The organism is Photobacterium sp. 2_MG-2023 (assembly GCF_030547675.1).
Taxonomy (GTDB): Bacteria; Pseudomonadota; Gammaproteobacteria; order Enterobacterales; family Vibrionaceae; genus Photobacterium; species Photobacterium arenosum.
Genome location: NZ_JAUOQQ010000014.1, coordinates 76493 through 97296 on the forward strand (window position 1 = coordinate 76493; position 20804 = coordinate 97296).

Genomic DNA, 20804 nt, shown 5'->3' on the forward strand with positions numbered 1-20804 from the left:
ATGAATACGACTACTTCTGCTCAGTTGTTACTGCGCAACAGCCGCTATGTCTGGATTGCACTTGCCGCTCTGGCTCTGAGTGCCTGCAGTCGTCACGCCGATACCGTCAGCGCCAAGGCTCAGACCAATGCCATGGTTGTGGCGCAAACCGCTTTCGACTCGCATCAGTATGTCAAAGCGGAAACCCTTTACCGGAAGATGCTGGATACGTCTGCGCCCTCAGGTGAGGGGGGGCAGCAAAACCCGCGGGCTACTCCTTTCTTTCAGCAAGCCCTGCTGATGCTGGCACGCAGTCAGTACCAGCAGGACAAGAAACAGGCGGCCAGAGATACGCTGCAGCAACTGCTGGAGATGCAAGGAGAACTCGCCCCGGAGGCTGCCTATTATCTCGGAAAATTCAGCCTGGATGATGGCAGGGTAGAACGGGCACAGGCTGCGTACCACCAGGGGCTGGCATTACAAGGCTTGACTGCGACTCAGGAAGCCAAATTGCGCAACGGCCTGGGCGTTGTGCTGTTAAATCAGAACAGTTACGTGCAAGGACGAGCCGCTTTCTCGCGGGCTGTGACGCTGGCTCCCGACGATGCATACTATCGCGCCAACCTGGCGCTGGGCTGGTTGATGGATGGCGAGGTGCGCACGGCAAGGGAGGTCTTCGCCCCGTTGCTGCACTATCAGCAGTTGCCCCCTCGGGTGGAGATGAACTATGCCCTGTTATTGCTGGCGGAAGGGCAGGAGCAACAGGCCAGGCTGATCCTGTCCCGCTTCATGTCGCCGACTCAGGTTGATCACGATATACGCAGGCTGTCAGCCCGTTTTGAGCAGATACAGCTACTTCCGCTTCAAGGTCAGTCCTGATGCATCAACCGGTTCAGACTTCCTGTCGCCAGCGGGGCGTGGTCAGCGTGGAAATGGCCTTTTTGCTGCCTGTCTTTATCGGGTTGTTGCTGCTGTTTGCAGACGTGGTGCGAGTGCACTGGCAATACAGCACCCTGGAGCATGCCATGCGACGAGTATTGCGCGAACACATGGTCGACAGCGTTCGGGGAGGGCTGCCCAGCGCGACAGTGCTGAAACAAGATATTCAGGCCAGCCTGATAGGTAAACCGGATTTCAGTCTGTCCGTTACCCGTTATGGTTCGCTGGCCGAGATGCTGCAGGCAGACGGCGGGCTGGCACCAGACGAGGCGATCCCTCTGGCGCCGTCTGATCCTGTATTGCGGGTGACAGCTGTACTAAAGCCGGCCATGACTGTGTATCCCCTGTTTTTTGCCAAAGCGCGGACCCTGGAATACCGAACGACCTTGATCATGCTTTCAGACAGGATGCCAGAATGAGCCGACGTGACTTTTCTTTAACCGGTTCGGGTTTCCCGGCCAAACAGCGCGGTGCGGCCAGTGTTGAAGCCGTGTTTGTCTTCGGCTTTCTGGTGCTGTTCATCCTGTCCTGCTCTGACTTACTCAGTGTGCTGCGTTTGCAGCAGCGGCTGGATAATCTCGCATATAACCTGACGCAGATGGTCAGCATGACAGCATTTACCCCCAACACTGACGCGGACAATCCCTTTACCTTCTATGGCCGGTATGCAGAACAACAGGTAACAGCACTGACAGACAAACAGCTATCCGGCAGCCAGTACGGTTTGGCTATCGACTGGCGAAACCTGGCGACAGGTGAGGAGGTCAGTGTGGTCAAAGAAGGGTTGTGTACTGAAGCCAACGACTGGCCAACCCTGACCCGGGGCATATTCGTTCGGGTCTCCTTGTGCCTGAAAACCGGCGAAGTGGCCTCCGGCAGCTGGCTGAACGAATGGCTCACCGGGACAAACTTGCGTGCCGGTTATGTACAGGAGATACAATGACAGTCTATGTATATCGTCAGAAAGGTGCCTTCTCTGCCGGTTTTATCCTGATGTTGATCGGCGCCGTGGGATTTCTCGTCACCGTCAGCACCATCATTCGTGCTTATCATGACCATGACAGATTGAGCGGTGTGGCGGATATTGCCTTGCTGTCGGCCTCGGACAGTGATGATCCATCCCGGGATGTGGCAGCCCTGCTCACATCAAACCGCATCGATGCCAGCGCACAGATTCAGTCAGGTGAGAACGGGGCCAGCCTCCGGCTGACAGGCAGCAGTCAGGACATTCCTATCGGGGTTAAAGCTGCGTCGCGGATTGTGCAGAGCACGGTAGAAATTGCCGTAGTGGTGGATGTGTCGGATTCGATGAAAGGAGAGCCGCTCAATCAGGTCAAGAAAGGACTGGTGGATTTTGCTGATGTGCTTTTTGCCAAAGAAAGGCGCAATGATAACCGAGTGATCAGCCTGATCCCGGCCAGCGGCTTGGTGAACATTGGGCCGTATCCTCAGTTTTTCGAGCCGTCCAGTTTGCAGCCGCCCTTCAACCTGCAAACCCTGTTTAAAGAGAAGAACTGGCACAGCTTTTTGCACCCTTCCGTACCGGGACGGGACAGGCAGGCGTTTTGCGCCAGATTGGCGGAAGACAGCACTGGGTTAACGCAATCGCGTGAAGTCTCGTCGCGCTGGGTTCGGCAACTGGAACTTGCGCCGTCCCGCGGTCAGCAGATTGAGCTGTTTCATACCACGCAGCGCCCAGCCGGCAGCCGCTATGCCGATGGCACAGCGCTGAAAGCTTTTTATCCGTCAGATAACCCGGAACATGCTTATCGTGAAAATGCCCTGGCTTCGCTGGGCCTGTTTGACTCGCTGGACTGCGGTGTCAGTCCAATTATGGCGATGGCAAAAACGCAGCATGAGTACCAGCAAGGCATAGAGCAGCTTTATCCGGGCAATAATACCAACACCGCAGAAGGGGTGCTCTGGGCATGGCGACTACTCTCGCCCCAGTGGCAGGGACTGTGGCGGGAAGCCATGGCCGATCTGCCGCGTAGCTATGAAATGCCGAATAATGTCAAAGTCATGGTGCTGCTGTCTGATGGCGAGCACAGGGTCAACCCTGCGATACGCGACAGAAAACAGGTGGCGATATGCCGTGAAATGAAAAAGCAGGGTATCCAGGTGTTCAGTATCGGCTATGGCAACAATGCCCAGATTGTGCGCCAGTGTGCCAGTCCCGATGGCTTCTATACCGCGAATGAACGCAATATACGCACGGTTTTTAGCGTGATTGCCAATACCATCAATGACATTTCATTGGTGAAATAAAAAGCGTTATAACCGTCACAGACCGGTTTTACACTGTAAACCGGGTCTGTGACTTCTCTGCGTCCCACTTCCGCCACTTTTCATCGCCATTGACAACACGTCAAAAAATCGCTGCTGGCTATACTTAACTGGAATCGACATATCATTGCTGTTTTGCCTTTGTTCACAGGAGCACATGGATGAAAGTCACCCTGATAGTCGGCACTGTCTTACTGCTGGCTCTGGTTCTTGGTATTGGTTATACCGAATACCAGCGACGTGCTCAGACACTGGTGAAGCAGTCACGCCCTGTGCCCAATGTGGTGGTTCAGCCGGTAGTGCGGCAGAACGTTGCCCGTCTTGTCGAAGCCCTTGGTACGGTGAAATCGCGCGAGTCAGTACAGATCACCGCAAAAGTGACGGAAAAAGTCGATCGTATTCATTTTGAAGACGGTCAGCAGGTGAGGGCGGGGGAGTTACTGCTCACGCTGACCTCGGGTGAACAACAAGCCAAAGTCAGGGCGGCACAGGCCAATCTGGACGAACAAAGGCGGGAATACAAACGCATTGAAGGTCTGGTTCGCCGCAACACTGTGGCGCGTTCTGAGCTGGATAAACTGCGGACGGGGATTGAAGTGGCCAGAGCCATCCTGGCTCAGAATCAGGCTGAGCTGGAAGCCAGAACCCTGCTGGCACCTTTTTCCGGTGTGCTGGGGTTTCGCCAGATCAGCCAGGGTGCGTTGGTGACGCCTGGTATGGTGGTCACCACCCTGGATGCCCTGGATACGGTTAAACTCGATTTTTCTGTGCCTGAACGGTTTCTCGGCCAGATTGAGCCTGGTGCTCAGGTGGAAGGAAGCGTCGCCGCTTTTCCCGATCAGGTTTTTTCCGGCAGGGTTTCCACGGTCAACAGCCGGGTCGACCCTCAGACGCGGGCCGTTGAGGTGCGAGCCAGAGTCGACAATCCACAATTGCTGTTACGGCCCGGTATGCTGATGACACTGGCGCTGACATTAGAATCCCGTGCCGGGCTGGTGGTTCCTGAAGAAGCGGTGATCCCGCGTCAGGCGGAACATTTTCTGATGGTCGTTAACGGCGAGAACGTGGTTGAACAGCGGCTGGTTGAGCTGGGTTTTCGCAGTCGCGGTGAAGTGGAAATTCTCAGCGGTGTGCAGCAAGGCGAGCAGGTGATCACCCGGGGGATGGATAAAGTCCGGCCGGGACAGACAGTGACCACTCAGCCTGTGGAGCATTTCACCTTCCGGGAGGCCGCCCATGTTTCTGACTGATCTGGCGGTCCGGCGGCCAGTCTTTGGCTCAGTGATCAGTTTGCTCTTGATTACTTTCGGGCTGGTGGCCTATGAAAGGTTGCCGCTGCGCGAGTATCCGGATATCGATCCGCCGATTGTTACTATTTCAACCAACTACCGGGGGGCATCGGCAGCTATTGTGGAAAGCCGGATCACCCAGATTGTCGAGGATCGAGTGTCTGGCATTGAGGGGATCCGCAATATCAGTTCCACCAGCAGTGACGGCCGGTCGGATGTGACGCTGGAATTTGGCATCGGGCGCGATATCGACGCCGCCGCGAACGATGTGCGTGACCGTATTTCCGGTATCCTCAATAATTTGCCGGACGAAGCGGACCCGCCTGAAGTGCAGAAGGCGGAGGGCAACTCCGAAGTGATCATGTGGCTCAATCTGGTCTCAGACCGGATGGATACCCTTGAGCTGACGGATTACGCCAACCGCTATCTGGTCGATCGCTTCTCTGTGCTGGACGGTGTGGCGGCGGTGCGTATCGGTGGCGGTAAAGAATATGCGATGCGGATATGGATAGACAGGCAAAAACTGGCTGCCCGCAGGCTGACGGTGTCCGATGTGGAAAACGCACTCAGGGCCGACAATGTTGAGCTGCCGGCCGGATCGATCGAATCGGAAAACCGCCAGTTTTCTATCCGCACTCAGCGCAGTTTTCTTGCTCCCGCGGATTTCTCCCGCCTGGTGATAGGTATAGGTGAAGATGGCTATCTGATCCGCCTGGCGGATGTGGCAAGTGTGGAACTGGCGGCGGAAGAAGAAAAAATCATGTTTCGCGGCAATACGCAGGACATGATAGGACTGGGGATTAACCGGCAATCGACCGCCAATACGCTGGAAGTGGCTCAGGCGGTGAACGCGCTGGTCGCCCAGCTCAATCCGACCCTGCCTGACGGTATGGAAATCAAAGAATCCTATGACTCCTCGGTGTTTATTCAGGCATCAATCGATGAGGTCTATAAAACCCTCTTTATTGCCCTGATCCTGGTCATCATCACGATTTACCTGTTCCTCGGCAGTGTCCGCGCCATGCTGATCCCGGCACTGACTGTGCCTGTGTCTTTAATCGGGACCTTCATTATTCTCTACGCCCTGGGCTATACCATCAACCTGCTCACCCTGCTGGCGCTGATCCTGGCCATCGGGATAGTCGTCGATGATGCCATTGTGATGCTGGAGAATATTCACCGCCGTATCGAACTGGGCGAATCGCCGCTGAAAGCCGCTTTTCTGGGGGCGAGGCAGGTCGGTTTTGCCATTGTTGCCACCACAGTGGTGCTGATTTCCGTGTTCCTGCCGATTGGTTTTCTTGAGGGCGATCTGGGCAAATTATTCCGGGAATTCTCGGTTGCCATGAGTACCGCGGTGATCCTGTCTTCACTGGTCGCACTGACGCTGACGCCTATGATGGGGTCAAAAATTATGCAGCAGGTCGAGAGTGAACCCTGGCTGGTGCGTAAAGTCAGTGCTGTGCTGGGGGCGGTGACGGATTTTTACCGTGCATCGCTGATGAACTGGCTGCGCCGGCCTTATCTGATCATTGGCATTCTGGTGGTGATGCTGTGCGGCAGCGTCTGGCTGGCGACCCGTATCCCGACGGAATTTGCGCCCCGGGAAGACAGAGGTGCCATGTTCATTCTGATCAATGGCCCTCAGGGCGCCAGTTTTGAATACATGCAGCCCTACATGAATGAGATTGAGCACAGGCTGATGCCAATGGTTGAGAGCGGGGAAATCATGCGCTTGCTGGTTAGGGCGCCGCGGGGCTGGGGCCAGCTGGAAGATTTCTCCAACGGTTTTGCCATTGTGGTGCTGGAAGACTGGGATGAGCGGCGCAATGCGTTTGTGATCATTCGTGATATTCAGCAGCGCCTGAGTGATCTTGCCGGGGTGTCGGCATTCGCTGTGATGCGCCAGCCGTTCGGGCGCGGAGTTAACAAACCGGTGCAGTTCGTGATTGGTGGCGGCACCTATGAGCAGCTTGCCCAGTGGCGTGACATTATCATGGAGCAGGCTGCGAATAACCCCGGACTGGAAGGCCTGGATCATGACTACAAAGAAACCAAGCCTTTGCTTGGGGTGGATATTAACATCGAGCGGGCAGGGGACTTAGGCGTTTCAGTGACGGAAATCGGGCAGACGCTGGAATCCATGCTGGGCTCCCGGGTCGTGACCCGCTACGAATGGCGCGGGGAAGAATACGATGTGCTGATCGAAGGCCAGCCGGCGCGACAGAATACCCCGCAGGATCTCAGCAATCTGTACGTGCGTTCACGGCATAATGGTGAACTGATCCCCTTATCGAACCTGGTAACTGTGTCTGAATATGCCGATGCGCCGACGCTGAACCGGTTCAACCGGATCCGCGCGGTCACCATAGAGGCTAATCTTGCCGATAATTACACCTTAGGAGAAGCATTAACTTATCTGAACGGACTGGTCAGGCAATATTTACCTGCTGATGCGGTGGTGAACTATAAAGGTCCGTCGCAGGATTTTCAGACCGCCAGCCATTCAATTCTCTTTGTGTTCGCCCTCGCGCTGGCGGTGGTGTTTCTGGTGCTGGCGGCCCAGTTCGAAAGCTATATTCACCCGCTGGTGATCATGCTGACCGTGCCGCTGGCAACCTTCGGTGCCTTGCTGGGACTGTACTTTACCGGTCAGACCCTCAACATTTATTCGCAGATAGGCATCATTATGCTGGTGGGACTGGCGGCGAAAAACGGGATATTGATTGTCGAGTTTGCCAATCAGTTGCGCGATCAGGGCAAAGCCTATCAAGACGCAGTCATTGATGCGGCCTGTGCCCGCCTGCGTCCGATTTTGATGACAGCCATCACCACGGCTGCCGGTGCGGTTCCTTTGATCCTGGCGACCGGCGCCGGGGCAGAAACAAGGCTGGTGATCGGGATAGTGGTGTTGTGCGGCATAAGTGTTGCGACCTGCTTTACCTTACTGGTGATCCCTGTGGTGTACCATCTGCTGGCCCGCCACACCAACAGCCCGGAATTTGTTACCCGCCAGCTGGAGAAAGAGCTGGCGCAGGACAATACTGTGCTGTTGAAAAAGAAACGGCTGGGGTGAGCAAGCGGCAACCCCGCTACGGTATAGTTCAGCTCAGGCTATGACTGTCGAGTTCCCGGATCAGTTGATCAGCAAGTGCCCAGTCGCCGAACCCGGATGCGGGATTCAAATGACCGACATGGCCTAAATTGATCAACTGGCTTCCCCAATCCTGAGCTAAGGCCACGCTCGCTTCTATGCTTGCAACGTAATCATTGGTACTGGCCGCGACGATACTCGGAAAAGGTAGTGGGGTGCGCGGAACAGGGCTCCAGCCATGTTGCTTCAAGGTGTCTGGTGACGGGTAATTATCCGGCCACTGTGCCTCAAGATCCGGTGGTGCCGCCAGCAGCGCGCCTTGAATCGGGCGATGATATTTAGCCGCCCAATGTGCCACCATCAGTACACCTGCACTATGGGCAACCAAAATAACAGGGCCATTGATCTGAGCCAGCTCTTTCTCAATGGCCTCCACACGTGCAGCACAACTGAGCTTATCAAACTCCAGCGGCGGTACAGTACGAACATTCGGTAACCGGTTCGCTAACAGTGTCTGCCAGTGGTCGGCAACGTGATCTCGTAATCCTGGAATAATCAGGACGGTGGTTGGCTGTGTAGTCACTCGATTTTCCTTTTTATCGTTAAAAATACTGGATCTCTGATCCTGACTTTTTGAATGCCAGATCAGAGTGACTGGTATTAAGACTGAGCCTGAGTGTTCAGTTCTGATCTCTAAAACCCGTAATGAATGAGGAGCAGGGCTAGCGTTGCCAGAAATACAGTCTCACCTGTCATCAGCAAAATAGGTTTGATTCCGACAGAGGCAAGCTCCTTGAGCTGTGTTTTCATACCCAGTGCGCTGATTGCTATCACCAGACACCCGACAGACAAATCACTGCCTGCACTTTGCAAAGACGGCGGGATAAAACCCGTACTATTGATACTGGCAAGCAAGAGAAAGCCAACCGCGAACCAGGGAAGTAAAGGCGTTTTTTTGCCTCCGGTATCACTGCCCAGTCGTCGCGTGATCATAGAGGCACATAAGATAACGGGTAATAACATGGCCACTCGCATGAGTTTGACGACAGTGGCAACATCGCCGGTTTCCGAGGACATGCTGTACCCGGCCCCCACAACCTGAGCGACGTCATGAATGGTTGCGCCAAGAAAGACACCGGCCAGATGGGGTGACAACGAAAAGGCTTCTGCAATCATGGGATAAAGAATCATGGCCAGGGTAGACAGTGCTGATACACAGATCACAGTAAATAAGGTAGCCCGTTCTTTTTGCGGGTGATTGGGCAATGCTGCGGATAACGCCAGAGCTGCCGATGCGCCACAAATTGCGGTGGCGCCACCGGAAAGCATGCCAAACAGGCGCTGAAAGCCGAGTGCTTTTGCAGCTATCACTGAGATCAAAATGGTGACCACAACCAGCACGATGACTAATACTACGGGCTTCCAGCCTAACTCAGCGATCTGTGCGAGCGTGATGCGAATTCCCAGCAGCGCCACCCCCATTCGCAGCACAGTGCGGGCGGTAAACTCCACACCGGCCTTGCACTTTGCATCCTCTGCCAGAAAATTCAGGGCCATGCCCAGTAAAAGCGCAAACAGCATGACAGGGGCGTCGTAATGGTCAGCCAGAAAACTGGCCGCCGCTGCAACTGTGAGGCTGATGGCAAACCCCGGCGCCAGCTCTCGAATGCGGCCTGGGGTACTCATGAGTAATGTGGCATTCATTCGGGTATTTCCTCCGTAAGTTCAATGAACACTCGTTCGCCTCGAGTTTGAACCGCAAAGCATTCAAGCTTCACTTGTTGAGAATGAAGCATGTATCCAGTGCTGAGATCGAACCTTAAACCATGAGCGCAGCACTGAAGAATGTGGCCGCTGAGCCGCCCGCTGCACAGTGAAGCCCCTTGATGGGGGCAACTGTCATTGATGGCATGATACTGACCGGCAACGTTAAACAGCGCGATGTCCTTTCCATTGAAAGTGATAAAACGACGCTCATTCTCTGCCGGGATAAGGGCTTGAGGAATTTCGTAGAGATTAGCCATGGACAGGGGTACTCGTCAGGGACAGGATGTATCGGAATGCATCCTGCAGCTCATCGGCATTTTGCGCTCCACTGAGCGCTAAACGCTCATTCAGCACGATATAGGGGACTGAGTAAGGCAGTTGTTTGTGCGACAGGTCTGAGGTGCTGAAAGGAGCGTCGCCCTGCTGCGCGTCAAAGCCCAGATCTAAACGGTGGTAGCCGCATTCCTCTGCGATCGCCGCCAAAGTGTCAGGATCGCTGATATCTTCACCGCGCAAGAAATAGGCAGAGAGCATCCGTTCCAGCAGGGCCTCTTGCCGTACCGTTCCACCAAGACTGACCGCCTGTTGGAACATTTGGTGCGCCATTGCCGTGTTGGGCATTTTCCGTATTGACGAAAAATCGATTGCCACACCCACTTTCATCGCTGCTTGATGTACCTGGCGCCGGCGTTCAGAAACGGCGGCAGCACTGCCAAGGCGTTGCAGATAGAAAGCGTCGAATGGCACGCCCTGTTCCGGCAGATCCGGGAGCAGTTGGACACCATGCCATTGAATCGCCACTCTGATCGTCGGTTCTTCTTTAAAAAGCTGTACCAGGGCCTCATCGAGATGTTTTTTGCAGATCAGGCACCAGGGACAGATAAAATCAAAATACACATCGATCGTCAGTTGATGGCTCATACATGTTTCTCCTGAATGACCGCGTCAGACAGCGAATGCATGTTGCATTGATCCAGCTGTTCCATATCGCGCAGATAAGTGTGCCGGGCATAAAAAAAGACGGCTGCCGCAACAAGGCTGATGAGTGGTACAAGCTGAAAACTCGCCTGTAAACCGATATGGTCAGAAATCTGACCGGTGATAAATGGCCCTGGTGCCAAGCCTAAAAGATTATTGGCCAATGTCAGGGTGGCAAAAGCGGTTGCATGAACAGAAGGGTGAGTTAAATTTGCCACCATAGCACTGGCGGGGCCACTGGTACCGGCGGCGAAAAGCATCCCAAAGCAAATCAAGCCCAGCTGCAGTGGCCCTGCGGGCACACTGAACGCCAGAAATAAAATTGAGCAGCTCCCCACGCAATACGCGATGGCTAATGATATTTTGCGTGACGGCGACCCAACAAAGAGACGGTCACTCAAGATGCCGCACAAAATCATGCCGACACCACAACACAGCAGAACGATCGCTGCGAAAGCCCCCGCTTTATCGGTTCCCATGTCGTAGTAACGATTGAGGTAACTGGGCATCCAGACCATCATCGAACCTGCGACAAAAAACTGCAGCCCGCTGCCGATATAAGCACAGAGCACAGAACGGCTGTTAAACAGAGTACGCAGCTGTTGCTTATTCGCATTCGGGGAGCGCTGCGGCGTGGTTCGGGGTGGGGAAATGCGTTTATCACGCACGATCAACGGGTAAATAAAGGCGAGGGTCAGGCCAAACAATGCCATACCAGCAAAAGCCCCGCGCCAGCCGAAATGCGTTGCAAGAACACCACCAAGCCCTACACCAAGCACAGAGCCAAACATTCCGCCGGCCATAAAGGCCCCGGATAAGGTTGCCCGCAAATGTTTCGGAAAGACTGAGAGCACAACCGCAATCCCGACACTGCCATACGCTGCCTCACCGACGCCAACAAAGAATCGGGAGATAAACATTTGGTTGTAGTCCTGCGCTAAAGCACAGCCGAGCGTTGCAACACTCCAGAGAGTTGCCATAATGGCCAGACTTTTTACCCGTCCCCATCGATCAGCCAGGAGCGATAAGGGAAACGTCAGTAAGCCAACCATGAGTGCAACTATACTGCTCAGCAGGCCCAGCTGGTAATCTGACAACATCCACTCGTTTTTGAGCAGCGGAAACACAGCATTGAGCACTTGCCGCGACATATAATCGGAGATCAGCAAACCAAATGTCAGGGCGAAAATAACCCAGGCATAGACTCGGGGGAAGCTGACAGTATGCTCTGCATCATCAGGTAATGAGTGATTGAGGGACATGGTGTTACCTCGTTCTCGTTCTTTTATTGGTTTCAATTTCCATATTGAAAAAAACCGGGACTGGGCATACAGCGGAACCCAGCCCCGGTGCAACGGTAAAGCGGAATGCCCCTGGGATCAGGCGCCGCGCAGTGGAACGTTTTTCTGTCCTGGTTTGCGATTTGGTGTGTAGCCATTGGCTGTCAGCGTTGCGTCAATGCTGTCGTACCAGGTGTCGATGCGGTAAATTTCACGGGCTTCCTGACCATTGGCAACCTCTCGGCCAAGCTCGTGGGCAAGGCGGACCAATTGTTTGATTTGTTCTACTGAGGTCATGCGGTTGCCGTGCTGGTCAATAATGGTGTCCTCGATACCACACCGGGGGTGCAGGCCCAGCGCCATAGCGACGGTATTAATCGGTAACACATTCTTCATCAGCGATTCGAGTGTCAGGCATGCACCATCCGGCGCTCGGCGGATAAATTCCATGAAGTTATATGGATTCGGGCCATCGAACCCCCCGCCAATCCCCACCCAGGTCAGGTTGAGCGGGCCACGGTAGACACCACGTCTGACCATTCGCTCTAAAGTCTCCAGTGAATGCATCCCTGTCAGTTGGAAATGCGGTTGGATCTTCGATGCTTGTAACCGTCTCAGGTGTTCTTCGACCCAGCCTGGGCCGGCAGGTACTGTCATCTCGCGATAGGCTTCCCAGAAGGCGGGCTCTCGCAGAGTCGTCCCTGCTACGTCTTCTTCATCCATCAGTTCTGTGATATTCATCTGAACCGTATTGATAGCCACAGTCACCTGATCCGGTTTTGGCGTAAGCTCTGCAAGCATGTGGCGGGTATCGTCAGATAACCATTTTGCCGCTTCGCCATCTCCCTCTGGCGCAAAGGAGATCGAGCCACCGACCTGAATAATCATATCTGGCACAGCTTCGCGTACACCGGCAATCAGCTCGTTGAATTTAGACAGCTTTTTCGAACCAGTCCCATCCAGCTCCCGCACATGAAGATGCAAGACGCTTGCACCGGCTTCATAGCAATCAACGGCTTTTTGAATCTGCTCTTCCATGGTGACAGGAATATCTTCAGGAAAGTCTTCCGGCATCCATTCAGGCCCGTAAGGGGCAACGGTAATCACCACTTTGTCCTGGTTCTGCGGGTGCAACGAATCGTCTAAAAATTGCATATTGTTTTCCTTAGTGCTGTGTTGAGTCCGTTAACGTACTGAGTGCAATCCACTTTCTTCTGACAGTGGACTTACTGACCAGCAATCGCTGCCCGGTCCATTTTCCTGTGGCAGGGCGGATAATCCATCACCGCATAATGCTGCGTTGAACGGTTGTCCCAGATAGCCACACTGTTAGGCTTCCAACGCCAGCGGACTTGAAATTCAGGGTTCTGAGCCTGACGGATCAAATACTGAAGCAGTTCAGCGCCGCCCGGCGCATAGTCCTGACCAAAACGCACATTTTCAGCGGTGTGATAGTTGGTAAAGTGCGTCGTGAAGCTATTGACGAACAGAATTTTTTCCCCGGTTTCAGGGTGAATACGAACCACAGGGTGCTCGGCGTCGGGAAACATGTCTTTGAGCGCAAGCCGCTCTTCCATTGGCATGGCAGCACCAAAGGTTGCTTCAATGCTGTGCCGGGCGCGCAAATGGGCAATTTTTGCCTTGATCACTTCCGGCAGCACGGCATAGGCCATCGCCATATTGGCCCACATGGTGTCTCCTCCTACGGGCGGGCATTCAATACAGCGCAGCACGCAGCCAAGCGGTGGCGACTCACGCCAGGTCGCATCGGTATGCCAGGCGTTTTCATATCTGTCGTTTGGCACTTCTGGCGACTTATAGATACGCACCAGGCCCGGAAAGTCTGGATCACTCCCGGCCACAGGATGATCTTCGAGTTCTCCAAAACGGCGCGCAAATGCGACATGTTCGGCGCGGCTGATCAATTGATCTCGCAAAAACAGAACTTTATGTTCTAACAACAAGGCTTTTATTTCCTGAAACAATCCATCGTCTCTGATCGCCTGCGCCAGATTTACATCGAGTAGTTCAGCACCAATACTGCAAGTCAGCTTTTCTACGTGCATGGTCAACCTCCTTGTGCATGCTCAATCACGTCAAATAACAAAGATTGAGGAACCCGTGAGTTTTCTCGATTCCAGATCACTATGTGCCTGAACCGCATCTTCAAGTGCGTAGCGCTGGTGGATATCAATCCTGATATTGCCGCTGATGACCTGATCAAACAGTTCATGGGTTAAAGCCACTTTTTCCAGCGGATCCGCGATATAGTCGGCCAGTGCCGGACGCGTCATATAGAGCGAACCTTTCATGGCAAGTATTTGCGGATCAAAGGGCGGAATCGTGCCAGATGCTGTGCCGAGGCATACCATCAGACCACGGCGTTTGAGAGAATCGAGTGATGACATGAAGGTGTTTTTCCCTACGCTGTCAAAAACCACATTCACCCCGACACCATCAGTCAGCTCACGTACCCGACTGGCGACATCTTCATGGCTGTAATTGATGGTGTAATCACAACCGTTCGCCAACGCGATCTCAGCTTTTTCGTCTGTTGACACAGTACCGATCACGGTCAGACCGAGGTGCTTGGCCCATTGGGATACGATCAAGCCCACCCCCCCGGCTGCTGCATGAAGCAAAATGCTATCGCCTTTCTGGAAAGGATAAATACGGCGCATCAGATACGCTGCGGTTAAGCCCCGCATAGTCATGGCTGCGGCGGTTTCAAAAGAGATAGCGTCCGGTAATTTAATCAGCGGTGCCGCAGGTACCAGACGTTCAGTGCTGTATGCCCCCAATGTGTTGATAAAGCCGGTATAAGTGACTCGGTCGCCCTCGGCGACTGTGGTGACGCCTTCGCCGACAGCCGTCACTACGCCAGCGGCTTCAACGCCCATCCCGCTGGGCAGTGGAATGGGGTAAGTGCCGTTACGGAAATAGGTATCCGCAAAATTCAAACCCACAGCAGCATGTCGGATACGCACTTCACCCGGACCAGGATCGCCAACTTCTACCTCTTCTAATCGAAGGACTTCCGGACCGCCTGTCTCATAAAAACGCACTGCTTTAGCCATACCCATTCTCCACTCCAGATTTCGTCAGTCGTTGCAATAATGTTTCTGAATTGTTAACTACGTTATGGCAGGTTATGGCAGACTGCTTATCATTAGACGACAACGACTTTTCATTTCACGACAAGTTAACGCGGAAAGATGTTGTCCTGCTGAGCAGTACACAACAATAAGGCCCTTTGAATGACGACGATGACACGCGCCAGAGTTTTGATTAACTACATTGAGGTAGCCAAGCGTCTGGAGTTAAACCCGATTCCTCTGATGCGTCAGGCTGGCGTCAGCCGGACGTTACTCGAGCAGCCCGAACAACGCCTTCCGGTATCTGCCGCTGCCATGTTGCTGGAAGAATCCGCTCAGGCAAGCGGATGTGAAACATTCGGATTACGTATGGCTGAGTCACGCCAACTCTCTGATATCGGTGTGATCAGCTTATTGCTGGTCCATCAGCCGACTTTGCGCGATGCCATCAAAGCCATGGTGCAATACCGCCATCTGCTGAGTGACTCGCTGGCGATTTACGTGGAAGAATTCGAAAAGACGATTGTGATACGCGAGGAAATCGTGACTGATATACCTCTGGTTTCAAGACAGGTGACAGAGCTGGCCATCGGGGTAATGTATCGCCTGTGCAGTGCGTTGCTGGGCAGCGCCTGGAATCCCAGAAGTGTTAATTTCACACATGAACCACCAGCCAGCCTTGAATTTCATCGCCGCTTTTTCCGCTGCAATGTAGCGTTTGGTGCAGAGTTCAACGGGATTGTTTGCCCGGCCGTTGATCTGGATAAGCCCAATCTGATGGCCGACCCGGCATTGGCTCGCTTTGCCGAGCATTACGTTGAAACCCTCTCGACCAACACAACACGCTCTGTGGCGCTTGATGTGCGAAAAGCTATTTATTTGCTGCTGCCAATCGGGCGGGCAAGCATTGAACAGATCGCAGAAGCGCTGGGAACCAATGTCCGGACCCTGCAAAGACGTCTGGAAGCAAGCGGCGAAACTTTCTCCGACTTAAGTAACAGCGTTCGGCGCGAATTAGTGATGCGCTACATCGTTAACGAGAATTACTCCATCAGCCAGATTGCGGATTTGCTGGGCTACAGCATGCCAAGCTCTTTTACGCGCTGGTTTACTGCTGAGTTTGGTGTCACCCCGACACGCTGGCGTGCCTTAAATAAACCAACGGAATGAGTTCGCCAGCCCCGACAGGTGATGAACTCATCAATAATGAAAAGGGGTGTCATGAAATGTCAATTGAGTGGCGTCAAAAGTGAAGTAGCCCCTAGTGTTCTTTCTCTAGATTCATGAAGGAAATCCGTTGTCCGCACATGGAATCATTCACGTCAGGAGAGACACATGAAGACAAAAATTATTGACCCATCCAGTAATGCGCACCAGTTCCCGTTACTTATCAAGCATTTACTTATTTCCGGTCAACGCTATGGTGCATCGAAAGAAATCGTCAGTGGCAACATCCGGTACACTTATCTTGAGCTGAATGAGCGGATTGCCCGCTTAGCCAATGCGCTGACAGATGCCGGTGTCAAAGCCGGTGATACAGTTGCAGTGATGGATTGGGACAGCCATCGCTATCTGGAAGCGTACTTTGCGGTCCCCATGATTGGCGCCATTTTGCATCACATCAATATTCGTCTGAGCCCGGAACAAATTGCCTATACCATGCAGCATGCAGAAGACAAATTTGTTCTCGTTCATGACGATTTTCTCCCTGTTGTTGAGCAGTTAGCTGATCAATTGCCAACGGTGCAGGGCTATATCCAGCTCACAGACAATCCAGCGCCACAGCACACTGCGCTCACCATGCTAGGTGAATATGAAAACCTGCTGTCAGCAGCAGAAAGTACCTATGACTTTCCCGATTTTGATGAGAATTCCATCGCAACCACCTTCTATACCACAGGCACGACAGGCAATCCCAAGGGGGTATTTTTCAGCCACAGGCAATTGGTACTGCATACATTAAATACCGCCACCACCTTGGCTGCCTATGACGGCGTGCCTCTGCTTCGTTCAGAAGATGTGTATATGCCAATGACGCCAATGTTTCATGTGCATGCCTGGGGGATTCCGTACGTGGCGACATTGCTTGGCGTAAAACAAGTCTATCCAGGTCGTTATGAACCGAATCAGTTGGTTCGCCTGTACAACAAAGAAGGGGTGACATTCTCTCATGGGGTGCCAACCGTTCTGCAGATGATTCTGAACTGTGACGAAGCCAGGGTCGCCGATCTGAGCCGCTGGAAATTAATGACCGGCGGTGCCGCCCCAACGGAAGCACTGGTACGGCAAATGATGGAGCGAGGCATCCGCTTCTATACAGGCTACGGCATGTCTGAGACCTGTCCGTTGCTGACAATTACTCACCTGAGCCCAGAGCAAGCTCAGTTGCCACTGGATGAGCAAATTGCACTCCGTATGCGTACCGGAATGCCGCTGCCTATGGTCGAGATGCGTGTTGTGGATGAAACCGGCAATGAAATCGCAAAGGACGATACCAGCGTCGGTGAAGTTCAGGTTCGTACCCCCTGGCTGACGCAAGGCTATTTTCGCGAACCGGAAAAAAGTGATGAACTGTGGCAAGGTGGCTGGCTGCACACCGGCGATGTAGCATCACTCAATGCTGAAGGGGTTCTGCAAATTCGTGACCGAATGAAAGACGTGATCAAGACAGGCGGTGAGTGGATATCGTCATTACAACTGGAAAGCCTGATCAGCAAGCATGGCGCAGTAGCGCATGTTGCTGTGGTTGGTGTGCCCGACCCGTTATGGGACGAACGGCCACTGGCGCAAGTTGTGATGAAAAACGGCTCTGATATTGATGCCGAACAGATCAAACAGCATCTGATGCAATTTGTCGACAATGGCCTGATCAATAAATGGGCGATTCCGGAGCAGATCCATTTTGTCGAATCTATCCCTGTTACCAGTGTCGGTAAAATTGACAAAAAGCGCATTCGTAGTGAATTGGCTGCTTTGTGATAAATTTACTGGCTCTTTCTTATCTGAGTTTGAATGTATAGAAAGAGTGAATGCCCGCTTACCCTCTGGCCATTGCCGGAGGGTATTTCCGGCAACTACTTACCCCGCATCGTAAAACAATTGGCATAAATTCGTTCCATTTACTGCCACACGATCAGCTACCCTTACCGAAGGGTTTCTATCACCCATCACACTGAAATGCCTGTCGGGTTTAACTCGCTGATCCATCCCGTAGAAGCATTCTCTGATAAGGCATACTGATTGAGTAAAGGGTAAATGAAGCATGGAAATAGTTTGGCTTGACGGTGTTCTATCGATTGGCCCTTTCCTGGCCATCACCATAGGGATCGTTGTATTTTTTCTCGGACGCCGTATCAACCAGCTTTGTGCGCCTCTGCGGGAATTCAGTATTCCTGAACCCGTGTCGGGGGGCTTACTCTTCTCCTGCCTCATCGCGCTGATTTATGCTCTGTCGGGTATTGAAATTGAGTTTGATCTGAAAGCCCGCGATGCCCTTTTGGTGTATTTCTTTACCACGATTGGGATCAATGCCAGCCTCAAGGACTTGTTTAAGGGGGGATTGCCTTTAGTGATCCTGCTTACCATTACAATCGTCTACATGCTGATTCAAAATATCACAGGGATAGGCGTTGCCGCTCTGTTTGGTCTGGACTCAGCCGTGGGGATCCTTGGCGGCAGTGTGTCGCTCATTGGCGGGCACGGAACAGCGATTGCTTGGGCGCCCCGAATTTCTGATGGCTATGACGTGGTGAACGCGATGGAAATCGGCATTGCCTGTGCGACATTTGGCCTGATTCTAGCCAGTTTAATGGGCGGGCCCATCGCGAAGTTTCTCATTCATCGTTATCAGCTTCAGCCTGAACTGAAAGAAACGCTCGATGTGGGGATTGCCAAGGGCAAACAATCTTCTGCAATCAGCGGGTTTGATTTTCTTGATGCTATTTTAGCCTTACACATCTGCGTGATTCTTGGCGTCATTCTGAATAAAGCCATTGATGAGGCGGGGTTACAGTTACCCTTGTTTGTGACTTGCCTGTTTGCCGGGATTTTGATCACCAATAGTATCCCAGACTCATTTCCCCGTTTGTCAGGCAATAAATGGCCCGCGCGTAAGCCAGCTATCGCATTAATCGCTGATGTTTCTCTGGGCACATTTTTAGCCATGTCTCTGATGAGTATGCAGTTATGGACATTAGTTGATCTGGCTGGCCCCATCTTCGCTATTTTGGCGACTCAATTTGTCATTGCCGTTCTGGTCAATCTTTTTATTGTCTTTCCTGCGATGGGCCGAAACTATGATGCTGCAGTTGTCTGTTCTGGGTTTGGTGGCATTTCACTGGGTTCAACGCCAACGGCTATGGCCAATATGTCTGCGGTCTCTCAACGTTACGGTAATTCACATCTGGCATTTATCATTGTGCCTTTGGTTTGTGCTTTCTTCATCGATTTAGTGAACGCAATGATCATACCTTACTTCTTGTCACATTTTTAACACCAAGGTTGATGTGAGAAAAAACGACGAATGGTTCGTTAAACATTCTTAAAATGATGAGACTTAGAAAATCAAAATTGAGTCAAGATTTGTACGTTAAGTTAATGACATCAAATCATGATTTGATGTCATTTCAGCCAGAATTTCTCTGCATTGTGAGTTAAACGTACATAAACAGTGGTGCGACTCAGAGGCTATCTTGCCCTGTCCACGACCAGCCAGGGTAAAGCACACCATTCACTGTGGCATTGTTACCTGAAATGATCGAATGGGGTTTATCAACTGCTTTCCAATTGTCCGCTGTTGAATGCTCTAATTCAAAGACCACATTGCCCCAAAGATCATACGGGCCGGTGATTGAGGAATTGCCATAGGCGCCAAACAGGGTTTGTCCTCCCATCATCAAATGTGCCACCGAGCTTTGTCTGTTGATATCTACCGCCGCTTTACTCCAGATCATCAGCACGTTTATCTGGGTGCCATTGTCGCCCAGAAAATAGCCGTTGCCTGACACTTGTACCGAATTAAACTGGTTGGCCGCGCTGGACTGGGCGGAGGACGTGTCGCTGACATTGAGGGTATGTAACTGGTTACTGTCCTTAAAATCGGCAAATGAATTGCCCGCGACCCGGATCGCATTGCCTGTCATATTGGTCACGGTCAGGCTGCTGCTTTCACTGACGGTAAATTGTTCCAGCGGGGTGTCTGTCGTACTGGTGGCATCCGTGGTGACATTATCCAGTGTCACACTGCTGTTGGCCTTAGCCAGCACGGCAGGTACATCGACGGGCACTGAAATGTGGACATCTCGCAGCGTGACGGCAGCAGACTGAATGATAATGGCAGCACTGGGCTGCACCTGCTGATCCAGCACGATAGCACCGCCGTGGGCGCCGTCGCTGGTGATCTCAATCCCGCTCTGGTCGATGAGCAGCGGGCCCTGGCAGTGTCCTGTGATAGTTATTTTGATCAGACCGGCAAGCCAGATTCTGTTTTCGATAGCACTTTTCAATGCATGGGGTCTGCGGTGGCAATTGATTGACAGCTGCTTGGTTTTCTTGCTGTTCAACCTGCTGTCTGCACTGTGGTCGCTTTGTGTGGAGGCTGGCACTGCTTCCGCAGCAAGCTGTTTTGCATGAAGACTGGGTGAAACCATGACGGACGCGATGAAGGCCGAACTGAACAGAGAATAGGCGAAACCCTTCACGAGCCGCGGTCTTGATATAAACATAAAAATCCTTTTTCCTGTGGGATGAAGACGCTGGTGGTTAATGAATCTGGTTAATGAGTCTGGTGAATAAATCCACCTATGTATAAAACACCATTTTTATACACGTGCGTGCATATGTTAATGGCTGTGAAAGGTTTTTCTGTTGCTATGAAACGATTTTAAGATCGGCGCAATACAATTTTGTCGACCGGATGGTGCAGATAACCGGGAGTTTGTGGGAGATGCGGTTATTTGCTGCTTTCACCGTTTCACCCGGTATGTCGGGATTCACCCATACAGCAAACGGAAAGTCGGGCACTTTTCGGATATTTATCAGTCCAACACCTCATCAGCGGCCCTGAAAGGGTTTGTTGCTGAATATTTGGCGAAGTCGG

Annotated in this window: 18 protein-coding genes; 9 read left to right on the forward strand and 9 right to left on the reverse strand. The window is 52.6% G+C overall.

Features of this window, described 5'->3' with window-relative positions:
• The 6 genes from Q4491_RS12850 to Q4491_RS12875 all read left to right on the forward strand — a co-directional run bounded on the left by Q4491_RS12850 (position 1) and on the right by Q4491_RS12875 (position 7569).
• Positions 1–858 (forward strand): tetratricopeptide repeat protein, encoded by an 858-nt coding sequence (locus Q4491_RS12850; RefSeq protein WP_303457935.1) that lies wholly within the window; start codon positions 1–3, stop codon positions 856–858.
• Entirely contained in the window at positions 858–1337 is a 480-nt protein-coding gene (locus tag Q4491_RS12855) for a TadE/TadG family type IV pilus assembly protein (RefSeq protein WP_218385090.1), read from the forward strand. The genes Q4491_RS12850 and Q4491_RS12855 overlap by 1 nt, the downstream gene beginning before the upstream one ends.
• Positions 1334–1861 carry a TadE/TadG family type IV pilus assembly protein gene (gene tadF, locus Q4491_RS12860; RefSeq protein ID WP_303457938.1) on the forward strand — a complete coding sequence of 176 codons (528 nt, stop codon included), beginning with the start codon at positions 1334–1336 and terminating at the stop codon, positions 1859–1861. Before Q4491_RS12855 ends, tadF begins: the two co-directional genes overlap by 4 nt.
• Positions 1858–3186: a vWA domain-containing protein gene (locus Q4491_RS12865; RefSeq protein ID WP_303457940.1), complete on the forward strand. Its 1329-nt coding sequence runs from the start codon at positions 1858–1860 to the stop codon at positions 3184–3186. The genes tadF and Q4491_RS12865 overlap by 4 nt, the downstream gene beginning before the upstream one ends.
• 179 nt (positions 3187–3365) lie before the next feature.
• Positions 3366–4454 carry an efflux RND transporter periplasmic adaptor subunit gene (locus tag Q4491_RS12870; RefSeq protein WP_225445206.1) on the forward strand — a complete coding sequence of 363 codons (1089 nt, stop codon included), beginning with the start codon at positions 3366–3368 and terminating at the stop codon, positions 4452–4454.
• Positions 4441–7569, forward strand: a complete 3129-nt coding sequence (locus tag Q4491_RS12875) for an efflux RND transporter permease subunit (protein WP_192016156.1) — start codon at positions 4441–4443, stop codon at positions 7567–7569. Before Q4491_RS12870 ends, Q4491_RS12875 begins: the two co-directional genes overlap by 14 nt.
• 28 nt (positions 7570–7597) lie before the next feature.
• Here Q4491_RS12875 and Q4491_RS12880 read toward each other — a convergent pair whose 3' ends face one another.
• The 8 genes from Q4491_RS12880 to Q4491_RS12915 form a co-directional block, all read right to left on the reverse strand.
• Positions 7598–8170: an alpha/beta hydrolase gene (locus tag Q4491_RS12880; RefSeq protein WP_303457943.1), complete on the reverse strand. Its 573-nt coding sequence runs from the start codon at positions 8168–8170 to the stop codon at positions 7598–7600.
• A gap of 110 nt (positions 8171–8280) precedes the next feature.
• Positions 8281–9291, reverse strand: a complete 1011-nt coding sequence (locus tag Q4491_RS12885; protein ID WP_303457945.1) for a YeiH family protein — start codon at positions 9289–9291, stop codon at positions 8281–8283.
• Entirely contained in the window at positions 9288–9611 is a 324-nt protein-coding gene (locus Q4491_RS12890) for a Rieske 2Fe-2S domain-containing protein (protein WP_303457947.1), read from the reverse strand. The genes Q4491_RS12885 and Q4491_RS12890 overlap by 4 nt, the downstream gene beginning before the upstream one ends.
• Positions 9604–10275 (reverse strand): DsbA family oxidoreductase, encoded by a 672-nt coding sequence (locus Q4491_RS12895; protein WP_303457949.1) that lies wholly within the window; start codon positions 10273–10275, stop codon positions 9604–9606. Before Q4491_RS12895 ends, Q4491_RS12890 begins: the two co-directional genes overlap by 8 nt.
• Positions 10272–11594: an MFS transporter gene (locus tag Q4491_RS12900; protein WP_303457951.1), complete on the reverse strand. Its 1323-nt coding sequence runs from the start codon at positions 11592–11594 to the stop codon at positions 10272–10274. The genes Q4491_RS12895 and Q4491_RS12900 overlap by 4 nt, the downstream gene beginning before the upstream one ends.
• A gap of 117 nt (positions 11595–11711) precedes the next feature.
• Entirely contained in the window at positions 11712–12767 is a 1056-nt protein-coding gene (locus Q4491_RS12905; RefSeq protein ID WP_303457953.1) for a 3-keto-5-aminohexanoate cleavage protein, read from the reverse strand.
• Positions 12768–12838: 71 nt separating this feature from the next.
• On the reverse strand, positions 12839–13678 hold the full coding sequence (locus tag Q4491_RS12910; protein ID WP_303457955.1) for a TauD/TfdA family dioxygenase: 840 nt from the start codon (positions 13676–13678) through the stop codon (positions 12839–12841).
• A 30-nt stretch (positions 13679–13708) separates the two neighbouring features.
• Positions 13709–14689 (reverse strand): quinone oxidoreductase, encoded by a 981-nt coding sequence (locus Q4491_RS12915; protein ID WP_303457957.1) that lies wholly within the window; start codon positions 14687–14689, stop codon positions 13709–13711.
• 180 nt (positions 14690–14869) lie between these two features.
• Here Q4491_RS12915 and Q4491_RS12920 point away from each other — a divergent pair, with 180 nt between their 5' ends.
• The 3 genes from Q4491_RS12920 (at position 14870) to gltS (ending at position 19199) form a co-directional block, all read left to right on the forward strand.
• Positions 14870–15877 carry an AraC family transcriptional regulator gene (locus Q4491_RS12920; RefSeq protein WP_303457959.1) on the forward strand — a complete coding sequence of 336 codons (1008 nt, stop codon included), beginning with the start codon at positions 14870–14872 and terminating at the stop codon, positions 15875–15877.
• Between the two features lie 165 nt (positions 15878–16042).
• On the forward strand, positions 16043–17686 hold the full coding sequence (locus Q4491_RS12925) for a fatty acid--CoA ligase (RefSeq protein WP_303457961.1): 1644 nt from the start codon (positions 16043–16045) through the stop codon (positions 17684–17686).
• A gap of 289 nt (positions 17687–17975) precedes the next feature.
• Complete coding sequence (gene gltS / locus Q4491_RS12930; protein WP_303458030.1) at positions 17976–19199, forward strand: sodium/glutamate symporter; 1224 nt, start codon at positions 17976–17978, stop codon at positions 19197–19199.
• A 187-nt stretch (positions 19200–19386) separates the two neighbouring features.
• On the opposite strand, the gene Q4491_RS12935 is transcribed toward gltS, so the two are convergent.
• Positions 19387–20430: a hypothetical protein gene (locus tag Q4491_RS12935; protein WP_303457963.1), complete on the reverse strand. Its 1044-nt coding sequence runs from the start codon at positions 20428–20430 to the stop codon at positions 19387–19389.
• Positions 20431–20804: the final 374 nt, after the last annotated feature.

Coding starts and splice junctions, on each gene's coding strand:
- Q4491_RS12850 (WP_303457935.1), top strand. CDS start 1: ATGAATACGACTACTTCTGCTCAGTTGTTACTGCGCAACAGCCGCTAT.
- Q4491_RS12855 (WP_218385090.1), top strand. CDS start 858: ATGCATCAACCGGTTCAGACTTCCTGTCGCCAGCGGGGCGTGGTCAGC.
- tadF (WP_303457938.1), top strand. CDS start 1,334: ATGAGCCGACGTGACTTTTCTTTAACCGGTTCGGGTTTCCCGGCCAAA.
- Q4491_RS12865 (WP_303457940.1), top strand. CDS start 1,858: ATGACAGTCTATGTATATCGTCAGAAAGGTGCCTTCTCTGCCGGTTTT.
- Q4491_RS12870 (WP_225445206.1), top strand. CDS start 3,366: ATGAAAGTCACCCTGATAGTCGGCACTGTCTTACTGCTGGCTCTGGTT.
- Q4491_RS12875 (WP_192016156.1), top strand. CDS start 4,441: ATGTTTCTGACTGATCTGGCGGTCCGGCGGCCAGTCTTTGGCTCAGTG.
- Q4491_RS12885 (WP_303457945.1), bottom strand. CDS start 9,291: ATGAATGCCACATTACTCATGAGTACCCCAGGCCGCATTCGAGAGCTG.
- Q4491_RS12890 (WP_303457947.1), bottom strand. CDS start 9,611: ATGGCTAATCTCTACGAAATTCCTCAAGCCCTTATCCCGGCAGAGAAT.
- Q4491_RS12895 (WP_303457949.1), bottom strand. CDS start 10,275: ATGAGCCATCAACTGACGATCGATGTGTATTTTGATTTTATCTGTCCC.
- Q4491_RS12900 (WP_303457951.1), bottom strand. CDS start 11,594: ATGTCCCTCAATCACTCATTACCTGATGATGCAGAGCATACTGTCAGC.
- Q4491_RS12905 (WP_303457953.1), bottom strand. CDS start 12,767: ATGCAATTTTTAGACGATTCGTTGCACCCGCAGAACCAGGACAAAGTG.
- Q4491_RS12910 (WP_303457955.1), bottom strand. CDS start 13,678: ATGCACGTAGAAAAGCTGACTTGCAGTATTGGTGCTGAACTACTCGAT.
- Q4491_RS12915 (WP_303457957.1), bottom strand. CDS start 14,689: ATGGCTAAAGCAGTGCGTTTTTATGAGACAGGCGGTCCGGAAGTCCTT.
- Q4491_RS12920 (WP_303457959.1), top strand. CDS start 14,870: ATGACGACGATGACACGCGCCAGAGTTTTGATTAACTACATTGAGGTA.
- Q4491_RS12925 (WP_303457961.1), top strand. CDS start 16,043: ATGAAGACAAAAATTATTGACCCATCCAGTAATGCGCACCAGTTCCCG.
- Q4491_RS12935 (WP_303457963.1), bottom strand. CDS start 20,430: ATGTTTATATCAAGACCGCGGCTCGTGAAGGGTTTCGCCTATTCTCTG.